This window comes from Streptomyces sp. NPDC003300, from assembly GCF_040610915.1.
Classification (GTDB): Bacteria; Actinomycetota; Actinomycetes; order Streptomycetales; family Streptomycetaceae; genus Actinacidiphila.
The window spans coordinates 504,903-526,922 of record NZ_JBEXNE010000001.1; the positions used below are offsets into that span (position 1 = coordinate 504,903).

19 protein-coding genes are annotated in these 22,020 nt (G+C 74.0%); 8 read left to right on the plus strand and 11 right to left on the minus strand.

Annotated features, from left to right (window positions below):
• Positions 1-39: 39 nt before the first annotated feature.
• The 4 genes from ABZX65_RS01880 to ABZX65_RS01895 all read right to left on the minus strand — a co-directional run bounded on the left by ABZX65_RS01880 (position 40) and on the right by ABZX65_RS01895 (position 4,824).
• Positions 40-1,791 (minus strand): class I adenylate-forming enzyme family protein, encoded by a 1,752-nt coding sequence (locus ABZX65_RS01880; RefSeq protein ID WP_355333286.1) that lies wholly within the window; start codon positions 1,789-1,791, stop codon positions 40-42.
• Positions 1,788-3,404 carry a CoA transferase gene (locus ABZX65_RS01885; RefSeq protein ID WP_355333288.1) on the minus strand — a complete coding sequence of 539 codons (1,617 nt, stop codon included), beginning with the start codon at positions 3,402-3,404 and terminating at the stop codon, positions 1,788-1,790. The genes ABZX65_RS01880 and ABZX65_RS01885 overlap by 4 nt, the downstream gene beginning before the upstream one ends.
• Positions 3,401-4,240, minus strand: a complete 840-nt coding sequence (locus ABZX65_RS01890; protein ID WP_355333290.1) for a methyltransferase domain-containing protein — start codon at positions 4,238-4,240, stop codon at positions 3,401-3,403. Before ABZX65_RS01890 ends, ABZX65_RS01885 begins: the two co-directional genes overlap by 4 nt.
• 77 nt (positions 4,241-4,317) lie before the next feature.
• On the minus strand, positions 4,318-4,824 hold the full coding sequence (locus ABZX65_RS01895; RefSeq protein WP_355333292.1) for a hypothetical protein: 507 nt from the start codon (positions 4,822-4,824) through the stop codon (positions 4,318-4,320).
• 364 nt (positions 4,825-5,188) lie between these two features.
• On the opposite strand from ABZX65_RS01895, the gene ABZX65_RS01900 reads away from it, so the two are divergent.
• Positions 5,189-6,439, plus strand: coding sequence for a nucleotide sugar dehydrogenase (locus tag ABZX65_RS01900; protein ID WP_355333294.1), 1,251 nt, complete (start codon positions 5,189-5,191; stop codon positions 6,437-6,439).
• A 23-nt stretch (positions 6,440-6,462) separates the two neighbouring features.
• Here ABZX65_RS01900 and ABZX65_RS01905 read toward each other — a convergent pair whose 3' ends face one another.
• Together ABZX65_RS01905 and ABZX65_RS01910 are read right to left on the minus strand one after the other, a co-directional pair.
• On the minus strand, positions 6,463-7,626 hold the full coding sequence (locus tag ABZX65_RS01905) for a DegT/DnrJ/EryC1/StrS family aminotransferase (protein WP_355333296.1): 1,164 nt from the start codon (positions 7,624-7,626) through the stop codon (positions 6,463-6,465).
• Positions 7,627-7,718: 92 nt separating this feature from the next.
• A complete protein-coding gene (locus tag ABZX65_RS01910; RefSeq protein WP_355333299.1) occupies positions 7,719-8,921 on the minus strand; it encodes a DegT/DnrJ/EryC1/StrS family aminotransferase in 1,203 nt (400 codons plus the stop codon).
• A gap of 348 nt (positions 8,922-9,269) precedes the next feature.
• Between ABZX65_RS01910 and ABZX65_RS01915 the strand changes: the two genes are divergently transcribed.
• The 7 genes from ABZX65_RS01915 to ABZX65_RS01945 are packed head-to-tail and all read left to right on the plus strand — an operon-like array spanning position 9,270 to position 15,711.
• On the plus strand, positions 9,270-10,316 hold the full coding sequence (locus tag ABZX65_RS01915) for a Gfo/Idh/MocA family oxidoreductase (protein WP_355333301.1): 1,047 nt from the start codon (positions 9,270-9,272) through the stop codon (positions 10,314-10,316).
• Positions 10,306-11,253 (plus strand): sugar phosphate isomerase/epimerase family protein, encoded by a 948-nt coding sequence (locus tag ABZX65_RS01920; RefSeq protein ID WP_355333304.1) that lies wholly within the window; start codon positions 10,306-10,308, stop codon positions 11,251-11,253. Before ABZX65_RS01915 ends, ABZX65_RS01920 begins: the two co-directional genes overlap by 11 nt.
• Positions 11,250-12,716 (plus strand): M20/M25/M40 family metallo-hydrolase, encoded by a 1,467-nt coding sequence (locus ABZX65_RS01925; protein ID WP_355333307.1) that lies wholly within the window; start codon positions 11,250-11,252, stop codon positions 12,714-12,716. The genes ABZX65_RS01920 and ABZX65_RS01925 overlap by 4 nt, the downstream gene beginning before the upstream one ends.
• The gene (locus tag ABZX65_RS01930; protein WP_355333310.1) at positions 12,700-13,806 is read left to right on the plus strand and encodes an Ldh family oxidoreductase; all 1,107 of its coding nucleotides are present in this window, start codon (positions 12,700-12,702) and stop codon (positions 13,804-13,806) included. The genes ABZX65_RS01925 and ABZX65_RS01930 overlap by 17 nt, the downstream gene beginning before the upstream one ends.
• Entirely contained in the window at positions 13,803-14,741 is a 939-nt protein-coding gene (locus ABZX65_RS01935) for a Gfo/Idh/MocA family oxidoreductase (RefSeq protein ID WP_355333313.1), read from the plus strand. Before ABZX65_RS01930 ends, ABZX65_RS01935 begins: the two co-directional genes overlap by 4 nt.
• Positions 14,735-15,244 carry a hypothetical protein gene (locus ABZX65_RS01940; protein WP_355333315.1) on the plus strand — a complete coding sequence of 170 codons (510 nt, stop codon included), beginning with the start codon at positions 14,735-14,737 and terminating at the stop codon, positions 15,242-15,244. The genes ABZX65_RS01935 and ABZX65_RS01940 overlap by 7 nt, the downstream gene beginning before the upstream one ends.
• An 11-nt stretch (positions 15,245-15,255) precedes the next feature.
• A complete protein-coding gene (locus ABZX65_RS01945; RefSeq protein WP_355333317.1) occupies positions 15,256-15,711 on the plus strand; it encodes a carboxymuconolactone decarboxylase family protein in 456 nt (151 codons plus the stop codon).
• 12 nt (positions 15,712-15,723) lie between these two features.
• Here ABZX65_RS01945 and ABZX65_RS01950 read toward each other — a convergent pair whose 3' ends face one another.
• From ABZX65_RS01950 to ABZX65_RS01970, 5 genes are all read right to left on the minus strand, one after another.
• Entirely contained in the window at positions 15,724-16,491 is a 768-nt protein-coding gene (locus tag ABZX65_RS01950; RefSeq protein ID WP_355333319.1) for a methyltransferase domain-containing protein, read from the minus strand.
• Positions 16,492-16,586: 95 nt separating this feature from the next.
• Positions 16,587-16,949 (minus strand): DUF742 domain-containing protein, encoded by a 363-nt coding sequence (locus ABZX65_RS01955; RefSeq protein ID WP_188283832.1) that lies wholly within the window; start codon positions 16,947-16,949, stop codon positions 16,587-16,589.
• Between the two features lie 49 nt (positions 16,950-16,998).
• Positions 16,999-17,421 (minus strand): roadblock/LC7 domain-containing protein, encoded by a 423-nt coding sequence (locus tag ABZX65_RS01960; protein ID WP_355333321.1) that lies wholly within the window; start codon positions 17,419-17,421, stop codon positions 16,999-17,001.
• A gap of 99 nt (positions 17,422-17,520) precedes the next feature.
• Entirely contained in the window at positions 17,521-20,385 is a 2,865-nt protein-coding gene (locus ABZX65_RS01965) for a nitrate- and nitrite sensing domain-containing protein (RefSeq protein ID WP_355333323.1), read from the minus strand.
• 285 nt (positions 20,386-20,670) lie between these two features.
• Entirely contained in the window at positions 20,671-21,885 is a 1,215-nt protein-coding gene (locus ABZX65_RS01970) for a transposase domain-containing protein (protein ID WP_355333325.1), read from the minus strand.
• Between the last annotated feature and the right edge of the window lie 135 nt (positions 21,886-22,020).

Consider the following 22,020-nt stretch of genomic DNA (forward strand, 5'->3'; position numbering starts at 1 on the left):
GGGTGCTCCTCCTGCGGTGCGGTGTGGCTCAGGCGCTGCTCAGCGCCGGGGGGCGCGTACCGGGTCTTCTGGCGGGCGGGCGAGGGCCGCGGCGGCGAGGGTGCGGCGGCAGACCTTGCCGGTGGCCCCGAGCGGCAACCGGTCCAGGTGCAGCACGAGTTCGGGCAGCTTGCGCCGGGCCAGACCGCGCTCGCCGGTCAGATACGCGGACAGCGCCGCGACGGTCAGCGGCTCCGTGCCCGGTCGCTGGACCAGGAAGGCGCACAGCCGCTCGCCGAGATCCGGGTCGGGGACGGGTACGCAGGCGGCCTCGGCGACGTGCGGGTGGGTGTGCAGCTCCTCCTCGACCTCGGCGGGGCTGATCGTCCAGCCGCCGCGGATCACGGTCTGCCTGATCCGGTCCAGGACGCGCAGCGAACCGTCGGCGTCGAAGACCCCGAGGTCACCGGTCCTGATCCAGCCGTCGTCGGTGCGGTAGCGCAGGTCGAGGTCGGGCGCGCCGACGTAGGCCAGCGGGCTCATCGGGCCGCGGGCCTGGATCTCGCCACTGTGCCCCGCGGGCAGCGGCCGGTCGTCGGCGCCGCAGACGCGCAGGTCGGTGACGCGCGGGTCCGGGTGTCCGACGCGGCGGACGTCGCCGTCAGGACCAGTCCAGGTGATACGGCAGTTCACGCCGTCGCTCGACCCGTAGACGTTGGTGACCGGGCGGCCGAAGCGGCGCAGCGCGGCGGCGAGGACGGTGGAGGTGAGCGGGGCGCCGCTGGAGACGACGGCCCGCAGCGAACCCAGGTCCTCGCCGGGCACGGTGGGGTGGTCGGCGATCCGGCCCAGCATGGTGGGTACGGCGACGACGTGGGTGGGCCGCCAGTCGGTGACGGCGCGCAGGGCGGCGCCGGGGTCGAAGCGGTCCAACAGGTGGAGGGTCGCGCCGCAGCGGGCGAGGGCGACCAGTCCGAAGGAGCCGAAGGAGGAGGCGAGCGGGACGAGGACGAGCGCGGCCGGGCCGCCGTCCTCGGCGCTTTCGCCGGTGCCGGGGTCGCCGCCTGGCGTGTCCTGGCGGGTGCCGGTGGCCGTGTCGTGTCCGGCGCCGCCGCCGCGCAGCACCGCGTCCACGTAACTGCCGCGTCCGCCGAGCAGCGCGTTGTGGCTGTAGGCGGTCATCTTGGGCGCGGCCTCGGAGCCCGAGGAGACCAGGACGCGCGCCGGGTCCTCGGGGTCCACGACGGCGGGGACGCATCCGTCGGGGTCGCCGTAGAGGAGTTCCCCGACCGTGGTGAGGCGTTCCAGGTACGGGAGCGGGCCGTGCCGGTGGTCCAGTGGGGTGTCGCTCACCATGTAGCGGGCGCGGGACAGCTCCAGCAGGGCGTGGCTCTCGCGGGTGCCCTGCCCCGTGGGCCAGGGAAGGGCGACCGCGCCGACGGCGGCGACGGCGAGGTCCGTGGCCAGCGCGGGCCAGCCGCCGTTCAGCCGGATGCCGACCACATCACCGGGGCCCGCGCCGAGCGCGCCCAGCGCCGACGCCATCCCGCGTACCCGCAGGTCGAGTTCGCGGTAGGTCAGCGCGAGGCCGGGAGTGCGTACGGCCGTCCGGTCGCCGTGGTCGCGTACGTGCTCGGCGAAGGCCGCGTACAGCCCCGTGTCGGGACACTCCTCGCGCAGGGCCCAGCGCCGCCGCAGCGGGGCCGGGACCGTGTCGCGCAGCACGAGGCCGTTGCGGGACCGCCAGGTGCGTCCGGTCGCCGCCCGTACGGGAGGTGTCGCGTCGGTCGGCGTCTCCACCGGAGTGGTCATCGGTGGAACTCCCAGGGGTTTGCGGCCCGCGTGCACAGGTCGCGGTCGAGGGCGGGCGCGAGGCGGGGGTCCGCCGCGAGGTCGGTCAGGTCGGCGCGGTCGGGGACCGTCGTCCGCGCGGGAGCCGAGCGGAACCGCGGCCCGCACAGCAGCCGGGCGGCGGACAGCAGCGAGGAGGTGACGGCCTGTCCGCGCCCGGTCCGCCGGGCCGCGAGCAGCCCCGCGACGGCGCCTTCCGCGCAGATCACTCCGCCGAGCACGTCGGTGAGGGTGAGCAGGGACGGTGTCGGCGGCAGTCCCGGCGGGGTGACCAGGGCGGCGAGGCCCGTCCACGCCTGTACGGGGAAGTCGGTGCCGACGGGAGGCCGGGAGCCGCGCTCGTCGCCCCAGCCGGAGGCGGCGGCGTGCACCAGGCCGGGGCGGTGGGCGGTCAGGGTGTCGGCGTCGAGCCCGAACCGCCGGTCCTTGCCGGGGGCCAGGCTGTGCAGGAACACCTCGGCCCCCGCGAGGAGTTCGCGGACCGCGGCGCGCCCGGACGCGGTGGTGAGATCCGCCTCCACCGTCTCCTTGCCGTCGTTCAGGGCCGTGAAGCGGGCCGATGTGCCGCCCGCCATGGGCGGCATGCCCCGCATCGGGTCGCCGCCCGGCGGCTCGACGCGGACGACGCGCGCGCCGAGCAGCCGCAGCAGGTGCCCGGCGAGCGGCCCCTGGACGCGGCGGCACACCTCGACGACGGTCACCCCGTCCAGCGGCGCCCCGGTGCCGGGCGCGGCCTGCGGCGCGGCCGTCGGGCCGGTGGGGCGCAGCCGCCAGGGCCGCTCGTCGCCGTCCGCCCACGGGGGCGGCCCCGCGGCGACCGGGGTCAGATCCACGCCGATCGCGTCGGCGAGGCGGCCGAGTTCGGGGAAGGGCAGCCGGGCGACGGCCTCGTGGAGGGCGGGCGGGAGCGGGCAGACCGCGGTGGCGTACCGCTGCTGGAAGGGGAGCCAGCCGCGTGCGGCGTCCGCGCGGTCCACGCCGAGCGCGGACCAGAAGCCGCGCCACGCCTCGGGGTCCAGGGTCTCCAGTTCGAACCGGACGCCGTCGGCGGCGGCGAAGGGCGGGCCGCCGGGGGCGTGGCGTTCCGGCCAGTCGTCGGCCGCCGTCGCGGCGGCCAGGTACTGGCCGACCGAGAGCAGCGCCGCCTGGGCGACCGAGGTGGTGACGCGGATCTCGCCGCCGTCGTCGGCGGGCCCGGCGGCCAGCGCGGCGAGGGTGCCGGTGGCGGCGAGCGCGCCCGCGACGCAGGAGGCGTAGTCGACGCCGAGCGGGGTCGGTGCACCGTAGCGGCGGCCGTGCACCTGCGTCAGACCGCACGCGGCCTGTACGTCGGCCTCGCTGGTCAGCGGGAGGTCCACGGGCCCGGCCCAGCTCACCTCGCAGCGCGCGCGGACCCGGCCGTAGTGCGCGGTGAACGCTCCCGACCTGTCGTGCTCGGTACCGCAGCCGAGCGCCCGCAGGTGGGCGACGGCGAGCCGGACGGCCGTGGCGGGCGCGCCGTCGCGCGCGGAAACCGGCGCCGTGCCGATACGCGGCGCCGCGGTGGTACGGGGGCCGGCCGCGGTGGCCGTCACTCCGGTCGCCTCGCCTGTACGCAGTACAGGACGCAGGAGGCGGCGCGGAAGTCCGGGTGGCGCATCGCGTCGCGCGCCGCGAGCAGTTCGTCCTCCGTCATCCCGTGCTCCAGGAGCGCGTCCCGCAGGTGGTAGGTGTGGTGCAGTTGCAGCCGCAGGCCCGGGGAGTCCGCCGCCCAGGGCACGAGGTGCGGTACGGGTTCGATGTCGGTGAATCCGGCGGCCCGCAGGTCGGCGGCGCAGGTGCGGCCCCACGCGGGGTCGGCCCCCGCGGCCCGCAGCACGCGGCCCTTGGCGGCCCGGAACGCCTCGTAGCCCGCGCGGGTGCGCTCGTCGGGGGCGAGGAGCACCGGCGCGTAGTCGATGTCGAACTCCTCCAACTGGAGGTGCCCGCCGGGCCGCAGGGCGCGCAGCAGCCGGCCGAGCACGGCCCGCCGCTGGGGCAGGTGGGTGAGCACCAGGCGGGAGTGGACGAGGTCGAAGGCCGCGTCGGGGAGCGGGTCGCGCACGATGTCGTGGCGGCGCTGTTCGAGACCGGGGCGGGCGGGGATGTGCTCGGGCTTGATGTCGGTGGCCAGCACGCTGCCGCCGGGCGCGGTGCGGTCGGCCAGCCACAGGGCGACGCTGCCGCCGCCCGCTCCCGCCTCCAGGCAGTCCCAGCCGGGGCCGACGCCGGTCTCCGCCAGCCGCGCGGTGGTGATCGCGTCGTGCGCGGCGGCCAGGCAGCGGTGCTGCTCGGTGGCGTACGGGCTGTCGTTGTCGAAGGCGTAGTCGCCTTCGGGGCGGTCGGCCGTCGCCGCCGTGGCGGTGGTCGTGCCGGGACTCGCGGCTGGCATGGACTCTCCGGTGCGTGGGCGGGGTGGCGGTGGGCCGCCGTCCGGACGGCGGCCCACCGGAAAGGACTTCAGATCCCTCAGGCGTCCCAGCTCACGGTGTAGACCGCGAGCGCGGTGTTGGTGAAGTGGGCCGCGCCGGTGAGGCCCTTGTAGGCGCCCGTGCCGCCGACGACGACGCCGTCGAAGGACTTCGGGTAGGTCGCGGTGAGCGGGTTCTGGATCGGGAAGACCACCGAGAGGGCGACCTGGTCACCGCCGTTGAAGACGATGTTCGCGTGGCAGAACGCGGTCACCTCCTTGGCGGAGATGGCGTCCTTGTCGCACATGTCGTAGGCGGTGCCGACCGGCTTCCCGGAGGAGTCCTTGACCGTGGCGCTGCCGCCGAAGCCCGCGCCCACGGTGCTGGCGGCGGCGCCCGCGCTGTTGTTGCCGCTGAAGTCCAGCGTCAGCGACGGCGGGGTGGCGCGTACCTGCGTGGCGGTCGCGGTGGCGGTGGCGGAGGAACCGGCCACCAGGGCGAGGGCTGCGGCGCCGGTGGCGGTGGCTGCGACAGCGGCACGCTTCGCCGTGACAAAACGGGTCATGAACTCTCCTCGAACGGTCCGGACCGAATGTCCGGGTTCGCACGAAGTGGACCATATCGGAAGAAGGTTCGCATATGACTGCGGGATGTGCCGCCGTCGCCGTGTCGCGGGGAGCCCGATGGCCCGATCGTGGCCCGGCCCGCTGCTCGTCGGCGCCGAACGCGGGTCGTCACCGGCCGCTCCCGGCTCCCGCGAAGGCCGGACCAGCGCCGACAGGGTGAAGAATTCACCCTCATGACCGCCGCCCGGCCGCCACACGCACGGGCCGGGCGGGGACTGGTTCAAGATCGCGGTGAGCGGGCCCCGGGGCGCCTTCCCGGACCGCCCGTCGCGCAGCGCCCACCGTCCCCGGGGAGTCTCGGTCATGTCCTTCGATCTGCTCGTGGTGGGCCTGGGATACGTGGGTCTGCCCCTCGCCCGCGCCGCCGCCGACGCCGGGCTCGCGGTGGCCGGATACGACATCGCGCCGTCGACCGTCGCCGCGCTGCGCGGCGGGCGGTCCCCGGTCCGTGACGTCACCGACGCGGACGTGACCCGGATGCTCGCCGCCGGTTTCGCCGTCGACACCGACCCCGCGCCGCTCACGCGGGCCCAGGCCGTCGCGATCTGCGTCCCCACCGGTCTGACCCGCGAAGGAGGCCCCGACCTCGGCCCGCTCACCGCCGCCTGTCGTACGGTCGCCGCGCATCTGCGGCCGGGAACGCTGGTCGTCGTCGAATCGACCTCGTTCCCCGGCACCACCGAGGAGTTGGCCAGACCGCTGCTGGAGGCGTCGGGGCTGGTCGCGGGGAGGGACTTCCACCTGGGCTACTCCCCCGAACGCGTCGATCCGGCCAACCAGTTCTTCGGCATCGGCAACACGCCCAAGGTGGTCTCCGGGGTGACGCAGGTGTGCGCCAAGCAGTGCGCGGCGCTGTACGAGCGTTTCGTGGACCGGGTGATCGTGGCCCGCGGCACGCGCGAGGCGGAGCTGGCGAAGCTGCTGGAGAACACCTACCGCAGCGTCAACATCGCCCTGGTCAACGAATTCGCCCGCTACTGCCACGACGTGGGCGCGGACGTGTGGGACGTGGTGGCGTGCGCGGCGACGAAGCCCTTCGGCTTCCAGTCGTTCCGCCCCGGCCCCGGCGTCGGCGGGCACTGCATCCCGGTCGACCCGGTCTACCTGCTGCAAGGCGCGCCCGCCGACGCGTTCCAGGTCGTACGGGCCGCCCTGCGCGCGAACCGCGTCATGCCCGGCCATGTCGTCGCGCGCGCCTCGCGGTTGCTCCAGGACCGCGGGGTGCCGCTGCCGGGCGCCCGCGTCGCGCTGCTCGGCGCCGCGTACAAGCCCGACACCGACGACCTGCGCGAGTCGCCCGCACTCGAGGTGGCGAGCGGGCTGCTCGACCTCGGCGCGCGGGTCGGCTGGCACGACCCGCACGCGGCGGACCTGCCGCTGGCGGACCCCCGGCTGCGGCGGTACGACGACGCGCTGTCGGCCGCGGCCGAGGCGGACCTGGTCGTCCTGCTCCAGGCCCACCGCGCCTACGACCTCGGCGCGATCACCAAGACGGCCCGGCTGCTCTTCGACACGACGGGCCGCCTGTCAGGGGAGCGCGTCGTACGGCTCTAGCGCCTGTCGGCGGACCGCGGGCGTCAGGGGGCCAGGGCGAACTCCCTGACGGCGTCGGCGATGTACTCCACCTGCGCGTCGCTCAGGTGCGGGTAGACGGGCAGGGAGAGGATCCGCTCGCCCGCGCGTTCCGCGGCGGGCCAGCTGTCGCCGGGGGCGGCGAAGCCGGAGAAGGCGGGCTGGCGGGGCAGCGGCAGCGGGTAGTAGACGTGCGAGTCGACACCGCGCTCGGCCAGGTGCGCCTTGAGCGCGTCGCGCCGGTCGCACTGGAGCGTGTAGACGTAATAGCAGCGGCCGTCGCGGCCGGGCGGCGGGGCGAGGACACCGCGCTCGGCGAGGTCGGCGAAGCGCTCGGTGTAGTGACCGGCGATCCGGGCGCGGCGCTCCAGACGGGCGGCCAGCCCCGGCAGGCGGTGGAGCTGGAAGGCGGCGAGCACCTCGTCGAACCGGCTGTTCCAGCCGATCCGGTGGTGGACGAAGCGGTGGACGCCGTCCTGCCCGTGGTTGCGCAGCATCCGTACCGTACGGCCCAGTTCCGCGTCGCGGGTGACGACCGCGCCGCCCTCCCCCGCCGTGCCGAAGGTCTTCACCTGGACGAAGGAGTAGACCCCCGCCTCGCCCGCCAGCCCCGCGGGAACCCCGCCCTGGACGCCGCCCTGCGCGACGGCGGAGTCCTCGACCAGCCGCAGCCCGCGGTCCCGCGCGAGCGCGGTCAGGCGCGGCATGTCCGCCATCACCGAGAACATGTGAGCGGGCATCAGGGCCTTGGTGCGCGGGGTGATCCGGCGTTCCATGTCGTCGGGGTCGACCACCATGGTCCAGGGGTCGATGTCGGCGAAGACCGGTGTCGCGCCGAGCGCCACGACCGAACCGGCCAGCGGCGCGCAGCCGAAGGCCGGGACCACGACCTCGTCGCCCGCGCCGACGTCCATCGCGGCCAGCACCAGGGTCAGCGCGCTGGTGCCGCTGCCGCAGGCGACGACGTCGGCGGCGCCGAGCTGTTCGCGCAGGGCCTGCTCGAAGCGGGTCGTGTGCTCGCCGAGGATGAACTTCTGGGCCGGTCCGGTGCCGGTCTCGCGCACGACGCGCAGCAGGTGCTCGCGGTCGGCCTCGAAGAGGTCGGGGGGGAAGAACGGCAGCCGCGGGCGGTCGCCCCGGGCCGTCGCGGGCGCGGGAGGCGCAGGCACGGTGGTGGGCGTCGGAGGCACGGGAGCGGTCGCGGGCGTCGGCGTGGTCCCGGGCATCGGCGTGGTCCCGGGCATCGGCGTGGTCGCGGGCGTCATGGGCGGGCTCCGGCTCCGGAGAAGAAGTCCTGGACCAGATCGCAGACCCGGTCCACGGCCTCGGTGGTCAGATCGGGGTAGAGCGGCAGCGCGAGGGTGCGCGCGCAGGCGGCCTCGGCCACGGGGAAGTCGCCCGGCTGGTGGCCGAGTTCGACGAAGCAGGGCTGGAGGTGCAGCGGGCTCGGGTAGTACGTCTCGGTGCTCACGCCGTGCGCGGCCAGGTGCCCGGCCAGCTCGTCACGGCGTTCGGCCTCGATCAGATAGACGTAGAAGACCGGATCGGCCGTGCCGCCGCGGGCCACGACCGTCGGCAGCCGCAGGATGCCCGGCGTTCCGGCCAGCCGCCGGCTGTACGCGTCGGCCAGCGCTTCCCTGCGGGCGATGTCCGCGTCCAGCCGGGTGAGCTTCGCGAGCAGTACGGACGCCTGCACGTCGTCCATCTTGCTGTTGCAGCCCGGCAGCGAACTGCTGGTGTTGATGGTGGTGAAGTCCGCGATGGTGCGCCCGAACCGGCCGTGGTGGCGCAGCGCGTCCACGGTACGGGCGATCTCGTCGTCGTCGGTGAGCACCGCCCCCGCGTCCCCGATCGCGCCCAGGGTCTTGGTCGGGAAGAACGACAGCACCCCTCCGGCGCCGAACAGCCCCGCGTGGACGCCCTCGCGGCGCATGCCGATCGCCTCGGCGCTGTCCTCGACCACGGTGAGCCCGTGCCGCCCGGCCAGTTCGCCGAGCCGTTCCACGTCCGCGAGCTGGCAGAAGAGGTGGACCGGCATCAGGAAGCGGCAGCGCGGGGTGAGCACGCGCTCCACCGAGGCGGGGTCGAGGGCGTACGTGACCGGGTCGATGTCCGCGAACACCGGCCGCCCGCCCGCCAGGACGACCGAGGAGGCGGAGGCCACGAAGCTGAAGGCCGGGACGACGACCTCGTCCCCCGGCCGCAGACCGGCCGCGCGCAGCAGCAGGACCAGGGCGTCGGTGCCGCTGTTGACCCCGATGACGTGCCGGGCGCCGGTGTAGGCGGCGAGCGCCCGTTCCAGCTCCGCCACCTTGCTGCCGTGGGAGAACTTCCCGTCCTCGAACATCTCCGACAGGTGCCGCTCGATCCGCGGCCAGAGGGCGGAGAAGGACTCGGCCTGGGTGAAGAACGGCACGTCGGCGGGGGCCGGTTCGCGCGGCTCGACGGTGTGCTGGAGGTCCATCTCCGCCTCTCTGCTGCCCGGATACGCCGGGTACGCCGAATGCGCTGGTCCATCCGGACGCGGTCGTTCGTCCCGGACGCGCTGGAGGCCGACGCTATGCCAGGCCCTCGGCCGGACGGGGGTCGGCGGCGCGGCCGACGGAGGGATTCACACAAAAGGGCGCTATCGGCGCGTTTGTTTGACTTCGCCCGGTTCGGGCGAGCAGGCTGACCGACGTCGTCGCGCCCTGCCCTCTTTTTTCCGCAACTCCCCCCGGCGCCCGGCGCTTTCCCCCCGCTGTCCCGTACCGCCCTGTTCCGCTTCGTTTCCCCCGCCCCCACCGAAGTCGACGGAAGGCTGACGCAGGAGATGCCGCTGCGCACGATGGTCCTCGGCCTCGGCCGCGCGGGGGCGGGTCTCCACCTGCCGGTCCTCGCCAAGGCGCGGGACCTGCGGCCCCGGCTCTTCGCGCCGGAGCCGGTGATCGCCTTCGACCGCGACCCGGCCGAACGGGCCCGGGCGGCGGGCGACACCAGTCTGAGCGTCGTGGACTCGCTCGCGCGGGCGCGGGAGTCGCTGGACCCGGAGCACACGGTCGTGCACATCTGCACCCCGCCGCTCGCCCGCGCCGAGGTCGTGGCCGAACTGCTCCGACTCGGCTTCCGCAGGCTGCTGTTGGAGAAGCCGCTCGCGGCGGGGCCGCGCGATCTCGCGCGGCTGGTGGAGCTGGTGGGGCGGCCCGGTGTCCAAGCCACCGTCGTGGCGCCCTGGTTGGCGAGCACGCTCACCGACCGGCTGATCGCCCTCGTGGAGGAGCGGCCCGGTCTCGGCGCGCTGCGGCAGATCTCGGTCGTGCAGGACAAGCCGCGCTTCCAGCGCACGCTCGCCACCTCGGGGCACCCCACGGCGTTCGACATCGAGATCCCGCACGCGCTCGGCGTCCTGCTGCGGCTGGCCGGGGACGCCGAAGTGGTCGGCGCCTCGTGCACCGACCTGGACGTGGACGGACGGCGGCTGCCCCGGCTCGGCGGCGCCGAGGTGCGCCTGGCCCACCGCGACGGCGTGCTCGCCGACATCCGCTCCGACCTCACCTCCCCGGTGCGCGAGCGCCGGATCACGCTCGGATTCGACGGCGGCACCGCCGTCGGCCACTACCCGGCCGACGCCGGCGACCACTACGCCCAACTGCGGCTGACCACACCGGAATGCCCGGCCGGGGACCGCGAGGTGTTCCGCGACGACGCCCTGACCGCGTTCATGCTCCGCGCCTACGCCGACTTCGCCGGGGACGACGGCCCCTGCCCCACGGACTTCGCGCGACAGGCGCGCGTGGTCGGCCTGCTCACCGACGCCAAGAATCTGGCGGCCCCGCCCGACGCCTCGGGCCCGCGAAGGGAGTTGGCCGGTGCCCACTGAACAGCAGACCGCCGTACGGGCGGACGAGCCGTTGCGCCTCACCGGGATCGGCGACGAGGCCGCGCTCGGCGTGGAGGGCCAGATCGCGGCCGTCAGCGCCTTGGGCTGGCGGTCGGTCGAGCTGCGGACCGTGGACGGCATGCCGGTCGCCGACCTGTCCCCTACCGCCTTCGACCGGGTCGCGGGGACGCTCGCGGACGCCGGGGTGTCGGTCGCCGCGGTGGACGCGAGGATCGGCGGCTGGGCCCGCCCGGTGACCGGTGACTTCGCCGCCGACCTGGCCGAACTCGCGGTCCTGGAACAGCGATGCGCCCGGCTCGGCACCCGCTTCGTCCGCGTGATGTCCTTCCCGAACGACGGGCTCGACGCCGATGCCTGGGAGCGTGAGGCGCTGCGCCGCGTCCGCGAACTCGCCCACCGCGCAGCCGAGTCGGGCCTGACGCTGCTGCACGAGAACTGCTCCGGCTGGGCGGGCGCCGACGCGACCCGTACGGTCCGCCTCCTGGAGACCGCGGGCCCGGGGCTCGCCCTGCTCTTCGACACCGGCAACGGCCCCGCGTACGGCTACGACGGCCACCGGCTGCTGACCGAACTGCTGCCGTACGCCGACCGAATCCTGCACGTCCACGTCAAGGACGCCGTCATCGCCCCCGACGGCCGCCCCGCCTACTGCGAGCCGGGCACCGGCGACCTGCGGATCGCCGACTGTCTGCGCGCCCTGCTGGCCCACGGCTACCGGGGCGCGCTGTCGATCGAACCGCACATCGCCGTACGGCCGCACGAGGACCACCGCGATCCGGAGGAGCGGTGCCACGCCGCCTTCGTCAGGAGCGGGGTGGCGCTGCGGAATCTGCTGGACGCGTGCGCGCGGGTGCCCGGCGGCACCATCGCGCACACCCCGCCGGACGGTGCGGCGTTGCGGGAGCCCGCTCAGTGAGCCCGCTCAGCCCCGCCGACCGCACCCTGCTGCTCGACCTGCTCGCCCTGCCGACGGCCGGCCCGCTCGAATGCGACCCCGACGCGCCCGCACCCGCGCTGTGGGAGGCGCAGCGCCGTTACGCGGAGGCCGCCGCCGAACTCGGTTTCACCGTCCTGCACCACGCGGCCCCGCCGCCCGCCTGCGTCGACCGCGACGACGTACCGCTCCTGGTACGTCAAGCCGCCGCCGAGCGGCCGGAGTTCCTGGCCTGCCAGCCCAGCCTGGTGCTCGCCCTCGGCCCGGCCGGGGCACCGCGCGACCGTACGGTGATGTTCAACGTCCACCTCGACACCGTCGCGGGCCTCGAACCGGTCTCGTTCGACGGTGACCGCTTCCACGGCAGGGGCGCGATCGACGCGAAGGGCCCGGCCGTCGCGCTGCTGGCCGGACTGCGGCGCGCCCTGCGGGAGCGGCCCGAACTCCCCCGCGACACCCGGATTCTGGTGCAGGCCGTCTCCGGCGAGGAGGGCGGCGCGCTCGGCGCCTTCGGCACCCGCCCCCTCGTGGACGCCGGGCACCACGGGCGGCTCAACGTCTTCTGCGAACCCACCGGCGGCCGGGCCCTGACCCGCAGCACCGCGGCCATGACCGCGCGGCTGAGCGTCCGCGGCCGTGACGCGATCGACGACCGGCCCGAGGCGGGGCACAACGCCACCGTCCTGCTCGGCCATCTCGCCCAGCACCTCGCCGCCGCGCTCGACCCGCGACTCGACCCGGCCGACGGGCAGGTGTGCGTGGCGGGCCTGCGCACCGGCGACCTGCACAACCGCGTCTACGGCAGCGGCGACCTGCTGCTCAACCTCTCCTACGGCTCGGCCGCCACCGGACGGCGGCTGGAGCGGCTGCTGGGCGACGCCGTCGCCGAGGGGCTGGAGTCCTTCTGCGCCGCCTTCCGGCACAGCCGGCGGTTCGCCCGCACCGCGGCCGACGCGGCGGACATCCTGCGGCTGGACTGGCTCAAGCGCGGCCTGCCCGCGCTCGACGGCGACCCGTCGTGGCTCGGTCCGCTGCTCGACCGCGCCGAGGTGCCGCGGTGGCCCGCCGCCGAACCCGCGTTCACCTGCGACGCGATCTGGATGTCCGGCGTGCCCGACGCCCACACCGTCGTCCTGGGCCCCGGCAGCCTGGACGCCAACCGCGCCCACGCCGCGGGTGAGTTCGCCGATCTGGCCGACCTGGACGCCTTCGCGGCCACGGTCCCGCGCCTCCTGGCCGCCTTCGACGCGGCCGCGTCGCCTGCCGTGCCCGCGCCCGCCGTACCGCTCGCGCCGTCCGCGCCGCCGTCACTTCCCGCGCCGTCCACGCCACTTGCGCCGTCCACGCCCGTCAGCAGGAGGAACGAGCCCCATGCCGTTGTCGAGCCCGCCGCAGTCGACCCTTCCGGCGCGGGCGCCGGACAGTACCGTGCGCCTCGCGTATGAGGAGTTGCTGACCTTCGTCACCGGCGTCTTCACGCGGTGCGGTCTCGCCGGGGAGCGGGCGGCCACGGCGGCCGAGGCGCTGTGTTACGGCGATCTGGCCGGGATGAGTTCCCATGGCGTGACGAATCTGACCCGGCTGTATCTGCCGCTGTTCGAGGAGCGCCGCGCCGACCCGGCGGCCGAGCCGGAGCGTGCCGTGGATCTCGGCGCCGCGGTCCGCCTGGACGCCCGGCGCGCGCTCGGCCTGTGGGCCGCGGCCGACGCGATGGACCTGGCCGTCGAGCGCGCGGAGCGCTTCGGCGTCGGCCTGGTCAGCGTCCACAACGCCACCCATCTGGGCTGCGCCGGGTACCACGCGGCCCGCGCGGCGCACCGCGGCATGGTCGGCCTGGTGGCCTCCAACTGCGGCCGTCAGCGCATCGCCCGGCCACCGGGCGGCCGGGTCACGATGCTCGGCACGAACCCGCTCGCCGTCGCGGCCCCCGCCGGGCCGCGCCACCCGTTCGTGCTCGACATGAGCACCACCGTCGTCCCCACCGGACGCGTGCGCGCCGCCGCCCGCGCGGGCCGGGCGGTGCCCGAGGGCTGGCTGACCGACGAGGCCGGGCTTCCGGTCACCGACCCGGCGGCCTTCGACCGCGGCCAGGCGTACCTCGGCTGGCTCGGCGGCGCACCGGAGACCGGCGCGTACAAGGGCTACGGACTCGGGCTCGCGGTGGAGGTGCTGGCCGGTCTGGTCAGCGGCTCCGGCCTCGGCCCGGCCCCCGAGGCGCTGGACGGGGACGGGCTCCCCTCGGGCCGCGACGACGACATCGGCACTCTGGTCGCCGCCATCGCCCCCGCCATGCTCCGCCCGCGGGAGGACGTCGCCTCGGACGCCGACTCGCTGTTCGGCAGCCTGCTCGCCTGCCCGCCGGTCGACCCCGCCTCCCCCGTCCGCTACCCCGGCTGGACCGAGGGCGCGACGGCCGACGCCCACCGTGCGGACGGTGTGCCGGTCACCGCCGGGCAGTACCGCGAACTCGGCGATGTGGCAGGGCGGTTCGGCCTGACCGCGCCCGTCCCGCTGGACGGGGGCCTTCGCCGATGACCCGGCACTCGATCGCCGTCGTCGGCCTGGGCGTCATCTCCCGCTTCTACCTGGCCGCCCTCGACGCCTCCCCGGCGGCCCGCCTCGCCGCCGTCTGCGACCGCGACCCGGCCGCGCTCGCCGCCAGGGGCGGACAGGACGCGTCCGGGGCCGTACCCGCCTACCGCGACCACCGCGAACTCCTCGCCGCCGGGCCGCCGCTCGACGGCGTGGTGATCACCGTCCCGAACGACGCCCACGCGGCGCTCTGCGCCGACTTCCTGCGCGCGGGCGTACCGGTGTGCGTGGAGAAGCCGCTGGCCCTCACCGGCGCGGAGGGCGCCGAACTGACCGCGCTCGCGCAGGCGTCCGGGGTGCCGCTGTTCACCGCCTTCCACCGGCGCTACAACGCGGCGGTCAGGGCGCTGGCCGCCGGGCTGCCGCGGGACGTGCCGGTCGAGCGGGTCACGGTCCGGTACTTCGAGCGGATCGAGGAGCACATCGGGCGGGACCGCTGGTATCTGGACCCGGCCCGGTGCGGTGGCGGCTGCGTCGCCGACAACGGGCCCAACGCGTTCGACCTGGTACGGCTGTTGCTGGGCGAGGTGACCGTCGAGACCGCCCGGATCGGCTACGACGGGACGGGGCTCGACCGCACCGCGACGATCGGGCTGCGCTCCGTCTCCGGCGCCGCGCGTGCCACGGTCGAGCTGGACTGGTCGTATCCGGGCGAGTTGAAGGACGTGACGGTCACGCTGGCCGACGGGTCCGTGCACCACGCCGACATGCTGGCCGGGCACCAGGGCTTCAAGTCCTCGCTCCGGCACGAGTACGCGGCGATCCTCGCGGACTTCACCGCCCGGCTCCGCGGTCCGTACCGCGTCGACCACGGCGGTACGGCGGCCCTGGAGCTGGTCGAGGCCGCGTACCGGCGTACGGAGGTGACGGCGTGCTGACCCCGCCCGCGGCGCACGAGCCCGCCACGCACGAGCCCACCGCTCAAGAACCCACCGCTCAAGAGCCGACCCCCGAAAGGGCTGCCGCCCGGTGCGAGGACGGGCTCAAGCGCACCGTCCACGGCTGTCTGGTCAAGGTCCTGATCCACCGCCGCGACGACCGCGGCATGGCCCTGGAACCCCACGCCAGCCGCTGCGTGCGCGCGGGCGAGGTCCATGAGCTGGTCACCACCGACCACACCGACAGCGCGCCGGGGGCGCGGATCGACCGCGTGGGCTTCCTCGGCTTCGTCGAACTGGACCGCGGCGGCGTCATCGACCGCGGCGACACCGTCCGTATCGGCGGACGGACCGTCGGCACGGTCCTCGGCTTTGACGCCTGCCACTTCCCCAACCACTACAACATCCTCATCCACGCCGACGCCCCGGTGACCGGCGCCGACCTGGAGCTCACCCCCGAGACACCGGTCAGCTTCGAACAGACCCCGCCCCCACACCCCTGAGAGCCACGCCCATGCCGCAGGTCAACCCCACCGCCGCCGCCCCCGACGCCCTCCAGGCGCTCACCGAGCTGACCCGGGTCTCCGCCGAGGGCCTGGCTCCCGAGATCGCCGAACTGGTCAGCCTGCACGTCTCGCAGATGAACGGCTGCGCCTACTGCACCGCCCTGCACCACGACGCCGCCCTCGCGGCGGGCCACCCTCCGCTCAAGCTCGCCGCTCTCCCCCAGTGGCCCGACTCCCCCGACTTCACGCCCGCCGAGCGCGCCGCCCTCGACCTGGCGCGGCACCTCACCCGCCCCGCCGACGGCGCCGTCCCGGCCGCCGTCCACGCCGAGGTCACCACCCTCCTCGGCCCCGAAGCCACGGCCCGCCTGATCTGGACCGTCGCGGCGACCAACGCCTGGAACCGGATCGGCATCGCCACCGCGACCCGGCCGGCGGAGGCCGAGGCGCCCCGCGCGAACTGACCGCCCGACGGATCAGGAGGCGGTCAGGCGGGTGCGCCAGCCGTGGCAGATCATGGGCATCACGACCAGGCCGTCCCGCATCTCGGCCGTCTCGCGGACCTTCGCCCCGATCAGGTCCGCGAGTTCGCGCTTCTGGCCGTCCGGCAGGGCGATGTACCTGCTGTAGGTGGCGAACATCGCGACGACCTCCTCGACGGTCAACTCGGCCGTCCAGGTGACGACATGAGCCTGCGGCGGCGCGAAGGGGACACCGTCGGGGAGCCACGGTCCGTCGGACATGCGCTGGATCAGGTCGCCGATCCAGTCGTCGTTGCCCATCTCGTCGTGGACGTAGGCGTCCAGCACGTCCACCCAGGGCACCCGCCGGTCGCGGCGGGTGTAGAGGATGCCGAGCGAGCCGCCCGGGGTGAGCACCCGGGCGATCTCGGGGAGCGTGAGGGCCGGGTCCATCCAGTGCCACGCCGAGGACACCGTGACCGCGGCGACCCGCGCGTCCGGCAGCGGAATGCGCTCGCCGAACCCGTGGAGCACCGTCGCCCGCGGGCAGACGCCGGTCAGCACCCGCCGCATGCGCGCGTCGGGTTCGACCGCCACGACGTCCTCGACCCGTTCGGCGAGCCACCGGGTCAGCAGCCCGGTCCCGGCGCCCAGGTCGAGCACCGAGGGGCAGTCCGCGGGCAGCAGCCAGTCGAGCATCCGGGCCGAGGGACCCACTCGGTAGCGGTCGTAGTCCCGTGCCGCGGCCCCGAAGGACAGGGCGAGGCTGGACAGTTCGGGCACGGCACTCCGTAGGTCGTCGGGCGCGGCCGTCGTACGGCCGGGAACAGGGCAGGACCGGCGCGGGACCGGACCTCGGGTACCGCGACCGCGCGGCCTCAGAGGCCGCGCAGCCCGGTGAGCACCCGCTCCAGCAGCGTGACGTCCGGCCGGCCCTCGGCGTACGTGGGCTGCTGGACGATGACGAAGCCGCTCTCGGCGAGGTCGCCCACCAGGACGCGGGTCACGCCGAGCGGGATGTTCATCAGCGCGGAGATCTCGGCCACCGATGTGAGGTTCATGCACAGCCGGCAGATCGCCTGCTGCTCGGGGAAGAACCGCACACCGCTCTCCCAGGCGAGAGCGGTCGTACCGACCAGGGCCTCCAGCGCGAAGTCGGTCCGCGCCGTCGTCCGGCCGCGGGTGACGGCGTACGGACGGACGAACGGCGAGTTGCGCCTTCGGTCTCGGTCTCCACTCACGAACGCACATCCTTCCGGGTGTGATTCGGACGGCCCATCGCGCCGGCCCTCAGCCGGCCAGCGCGTTCTGCAGTTCCCTGCGCACGTCGGGCGTGAGGACGTCGCCGGTCCGCTCGACCAGCAACGCCATCTCGTAACCGACGACCTTCATGTCGCAGGTCGGCGAGGCCAGCACCACCAGCACGGAGCCGTCGCTGACCGACATCAGGAAGAGGAATCCGTTCTCCATGTCGACGACGGTCTGCGTGACCACCCCGGCCTCGAAGAGCAGGGCCGCGCCCTGCGTCAGGCTCGCCAGGCCCGAGGCCATCGCGGCGAGTTGCTCGCCGCGGTCCCTGGGCAGGGACGCGGAGGCCAGGAGTTGAACGCCGTCCGAGGAGATCACGACCGCGTGCGCGACTCCCGGCACCTGCTTCACGAAGTTGGCGATGAGCCAGTTCAGGTTCTGTGCTTCGTTGCTCAGATCGCTCATGGGTGTAGCTGCTTCCTATGCTGCCGAGGACGTCGTCCGACGGCGCTACGGACAGGGGAAACACGGGAAACACGGAGGTCGTGGGAGCTGTGAGTCCGCTCATAGCGGACCCGATCCGCCCGGCGTCCGGCCGGGCCCCTCGCGGTCGGACCCATCCTTACCCTGTCTGACCCCTTGGTGGAAGTTCGACAGCCGATCCCTCATCAGGTTCGCCGCGCGCGGGGCGGTGGGCGCCGCGTTCGGCTGCGGCACCGGGCCGCGCGGGCGCGCCTCGGCCGAGAGGTTGTTCAGGGGCACCCGCCGGGGCAGACCCTGGGCGGTCGTGCCTCCGGTCGCCTGGCCGCCCGCGTCCTCGGGTCCCGGCCGGGCCCACGAGGGTGAGGGGTGACCGGGGTTGCCCGGCGGCTGGACCGGCGGGCGGGGTTGCGCCTGCGGCCGGAGCTGCGCCTGGGGTTGGGGCTGCGGCAGGGGCTGCGGACGCTGGGCCGGCGGCTGGACCCGCTGGTGGGGCAGCGCCTGCGGCTGCGGCGGGACCTGCGGACGTACGTGCCCCTGCGGGGGCCGCGCCTGCTGCGGTCCCTGCCCGGCCGGCCACTGCGACCTCATCGCGTCGAAGATCGGTAACCGGTCGGACCCGTGCCCTTCCAGGCGCGCGACCGCCTCGGCCTCCTCCTCTTCCGAGGCGAACCACGAGAAGTCGCCGTCGGGGCCGCCGCCCTCCTCCTGGTCGTGGAACCACGGGAAGCCGCCGTCGGGCTGACCGGAGTGGCGGCCCGCCGGAACGTCGTCGTACGACCGGCCGCGCGAGGGCGTGCCCGCGGGCCCGTAGGGGCCGTCGAAGCGCGGGTCGCCCGCCTGTCCGGCCGCGACCCCGCCGCCCGGCAGCCCGGCCGTCTCGCCGGTGTCGTACGGTCCGGGCCGCAGCGCCGACTGGTCGAAGACCTGCGGGCCGTCCACCTCCAACTCGCTCGCGGACACCAGCAAAGTCAGTGGGATCCGGATGAGCGCGTTCAGGCCGGTCCTGCCCGTACTGGTCAGCCGCACCTGGATGCCGTACTTGGCCGCCAGCCGGCCGACCACGAACAGGCCCATGCGGCGGGAGATCGCGACATCGAGGACCGGGGGCTCGGCGAGCCGCCGGTTGATCCGCTCCAGCTCCTCGGGCCGGATGCCGATGCCCGCGTCCGCGATGTCCAGGACCACATCGCCCGCGGTGAGCATCTTGGCGCCCACCAGCACCTGGGTCTCGGGGCCGGAGAACGTCGTGGCGTTCTCGATGATCTCGGCCATCAGGTGGACGACGTCGGTGGCGGCATGTCCGACCACCGCCACGTCGGGCAGTTCGTAGAGCACCACGCGCTCGTACTGCTCGACCTCGGCGGTTGCGGCGCGGACCAGGTCGAACAGCGACACCGGCTGGTCCCAGCGGCGGCTCTGCTCCTCGCCCGCGAGCACCAGCAGGTTCTCGTTGTTGCGGCGCATGCGGGTGGCGAGGTGGTCGAGCTGGAACAGGGCGGTGAGCTGGCCGGGGTCCTGCTCGCTGTTCTCCAGGTCGTCGATGAGCTGGAGTTGGCGCAGCACCAGGCTCTCACTGCGCCGCGAGAGGTTGGTGAAGATCGCGTTGACGTTGGAGCGCATCCGCGCCTGCTCGGTGGCGAGCCGGACCGCCTCGAAGTGCACGCGGTCGAAGGCGCGCGCGACCTGGCCGACCTCGTCCTGCGACTGCACCTCGATCGGCTCGACCCGTACCGGCCGGTCCGTCTCCGAGGGGTTCACGTCGCGCAGTCGGCGGACCGCGCCCGGCAGCCGGTTGTCGGCCACGTCCAGTGCGGACACCCGCAGTTGGCGCAGCGGCCGGACCACGGACCTGGCCAGGATCAGCGCGCCGAGGAAGGACAGCGCGACCACGGCGACGATGATGGCGATGTTCTGGTAGAGCTGGGTGCGCACGGCCGACAGCAGGTGCGAGGACCGGTCGTTGAGGTCCGCCACGGTCTGCCGTTCGACGGTGCGTACGGCGTCGAGCTTGTCGGTGATCTGCTGGAACGCGGTGGCCTTGGTGATGCCGAGGCTGTCGAGCGGGATGTCCTCCTGCGCGGCGGTGGCGACCACCTGGATGGTGCCGTCGGCCGCGCCGACTTTGTCGCCGCTGACCGTCGACTGGTACAGGTTGAGCAGCGAGGTCGACGCGTTGTTCGTGAAGGTGCCGTTGGCGGTCTCGAAGTGCGCCTGCTCGATGTTCTCCTTGAGCTCCAGTGTGAAGCCGCGGTCGAGCGCGTCGACGATGAAGCCGCGTTCGCTCGACGTCTGCTGCTCGATCTGCTCGATCGAGGCGAGCGTGGTGACCAGGCTGCCGAGCGTGTGGTCGGAGCCGACCGCCGCGAGCTGCTGGCTGAAGTCCAGCAGATTGCCGATGATCGTGCTGTAGGCGCTGAAGGTCGGCGTGTTGGCGCCGTGGGCGAGGCCCTTGGTCGAGGCGCGCAGCGGGGTCAGGTCACCGAGCCGGGCCTCGGCGCGCACGCCGATCAGGCGTACGGCGGCGGGCAGCGCGTCGACGCTGCTCCGGTGTTCGTCCAGGCTCTGGCCGAACGCCTTCACCTGCGCGTTGGTGGCCTGTTGCGCCGCCGCGAGCTTGTCGTCCTTGGCGGTACCCGACCCGGTGAGTGCCAACTGGGTGAGGTCGCGTTCGTCGTCGAGCGCGCTGACCAGCGTGGACACCTGCCGGGCGAGTTGCGCCTGCCCTTGGATATGGGCCGCGCTCCGGAGGTTGCCGACCGCGGAGAACACGCGCACGCCCGCCAGCGGAATGATCGCGATCAGCGGGACGAGCACGAGGAGCAGCATGCGATTGCGCAGCCGCCAGTCACCGAGCTTGCGTTTGGTCCAGAGCCTGGAGCCGAGCCCGGTGAGGGGGGAGATCCATTTCGGTGCGGGCGCGCGACCCCGTCTCCGCGCGCTCGTCATGCCGTCGCCGCATCGTGCTGTGTCAAGCGGTCCCCGCATGTCAACGGATTGCCGGCTCCGTGAGACCGCTGGTCTTCCATTCACTAACCCTTAACCCTCATAACGCCGCCGCATGGCGCGGCGACGCTTGATTATCCGGTTCACCGCGATGAGACGTTCGGCTCCGACCGCATACCACTGCGTACCAGGTCGGAGGCTCTTTGTGTCTGTTCACTTCCACGCCCTCTGCGGGAACTTTATTGCAGCACACGCGTGCCCGCAGGAGCAAAGGGTTGCGCTACTGACTTAACGCGGCCTCACCGCCGCCCACTCCCCCAGTCCAGTGGTCGGATCGGTCGAAATCGGACCCACCGAAAGCGGCGGCGATACGAGGTGTCCGACGGCATGATAGGTGCACAGGAGGGCATATATTTCCTGCTGCACGAGTTCAGGGCTTTTCGACCGTAATAGCACCCGTGGCCCGGTGATCTGCTCGACGAAGTGGGCGACCCCGTCACCGCTCGCGACGGCCGCCTGTTCGTAGCGGGCCCTGATCTCGTCGGCCGGCACCGTGCTGTCGAGTACCGAGGTGACCAGCAGCGGAGCGCCCAGCACCGGTCCCGCGGCGGCGGCTCGCGCGGCCGTGCGGTCGCCGCACGGCACCACCCGGACCGCGGTCCCAGGCCCCGGACCTTCGCCGGGACCGGCGTCCGCCGCCAGTTCCGACAGGTAGGAGCCGTCGGGGAGTTCGCGCATCACCGGCAGTGAGTACGGGGCGGGTCCGAGGCCGCCGGAGCGCCAGATCTGGTCGGCGCCGGTCTCGGCCAGCGCCGACCACAGCGCGACCGGGATCAGTTCCTCGTCGCCGACCACCAGCGCCCGCTTGTCGAGAAGGTCTTCCGGCCACTGCGCGAGCAGACCCTCGGCGCCTTCCTCGGCCCGGGGCGTGATGGCCGCGACCGCCGAGACGCGCAGCCGGCAGTCGGTGAGCGAGGACACCCACACGTCGAGCGACCGGTGCTTGTCCAACCGCGGCGCCGTGGTGTCGGGGGAGCCGTAACCTGCCCTGTTCGCGGGGGTGTCCGGCACTTCCATCGCGACGCTCTCGTAGACGAAGACCCGCTCGCCGTCCAGCCGGGTCCCGTGGCCCGCGGCGTCGGCGAGGTGGCCGCAGAGCGCCTTGAGGGGTTCGACGCCGAGCCGCATGCGGGCCCGCGCGATGGCGGCCGCGCTGGCCACGTCGCCCGAGCCGCCGACGCCTGCGCCCGGGAACATCTCGGGCAGACCGCCGGTGAGTTTGGCGAGCACCTCCTCATAAGAGGAGGCCCCGAAGAGCCACATCGCCAGAACGAAATACATCATGAGCTGTGCGGGCAGGAGACGCCTGCGGCGCTCTCGGCGCTCGGTTTTGTCCACGAGCCGGTCCATCACATCCGGCCGGAAAGTCTCCACGAGCATGCGCAGTGCGAGCCGGTCGGGAAGATGCGTTTCAGGCGATATGTCGAGATGGCGAAACGTCATTCGCCAGAAGCTACCCCCGGAGAACCCTCCGCGTCTAACCCACTATGGATAGTCGGGAGAAAGAGGCACTAGACGGAATTTCTCCGGACAACGACGTCGACGGAGAGTGAGGTCAGCGGCCTCCGGACGCTTAAG

Bases quoted from the DNA above. Each gene is read 5' to 3' on its own strand.
- ABZX65_RS01880 (WP_355333286.1), bottom strand. From the start codon at position 1,791: ATGACCACTCCGGTGGAGACGCCGACCGACGCGACACCTCCCGTACGG.
- ABZX65_RS01890 (WP_355333290.1), bottom strand. From the start codon at position 4,240: ATGCCAGCCGCGAGTCCCGGCACGACCACCGCCACGGCGGCGACGGCC.
- ABZX65_RS01895 (WP_355333292.1), bottom strand. From the start codon at position 4,824: ATGACCCGTTTTGTCACGGCGAAGCGTGCCGCTGTCGCAGCCACCGCC.
- ABZX65_RS01900 (WP_355333294.1), top strand. From the start codon at position 5,189: ATGTCCTTCGATCTGCTCGTGGTGGGCCTGGGATACGTGGGTCTGCCC.
- ABZX65_RS01910 (WP_355333299.1), bottom strand. From the start codon at position 8,921: ATGGACCTCCAGCACACCGTCGAGCCGCGCGAACCGGCCCCCGCCGAC.
- ABZX65_RS01915 (WP_355333301.1), top strand. From the start codon at position 9,270: ATGCCGCTGCGCACGATGGTCCTCGGCCTCGGCCGCGCGGGGGCGGGT.
- ABZX65_RS01935 (WP_355333313.1), top strand. From the start codon at position 13,803: ATGACCCGGCACTCGATCGCCGTCGTCGGCCTGGGCGTCATCTCCCGC.
- ABZX65_RS01945 (WP_355333317.1), top strand. From the start codon at position 15,256: ATGCCGCAGGTCAACCCCACCGCCGCCGCCCCCGACGCCCTCCAGGCG.
- ABZX65_RS01960 (WP_355333321.1), bottom strand. From the start codon at position 17,421: ATGAGCGATCTGAGCAACGAAGCACAGAACCTGAACTGGCTCATCGCC.
- ABZX65_RS01965 (WP_355333323.1), bottom strand. From the start codon at position 20,385: ATGACGAGCGCGCGGAGACGGGGTCGCGCGCCCGCACCGAAATGGATC.
- ABZX65_RS01970 (WP_355333325.1), bottom strand. From the start codon at position 21,885: ATGACGTTTCGCCATCTCGACATATCGCCTGAAACGCATCTTCCCGAC.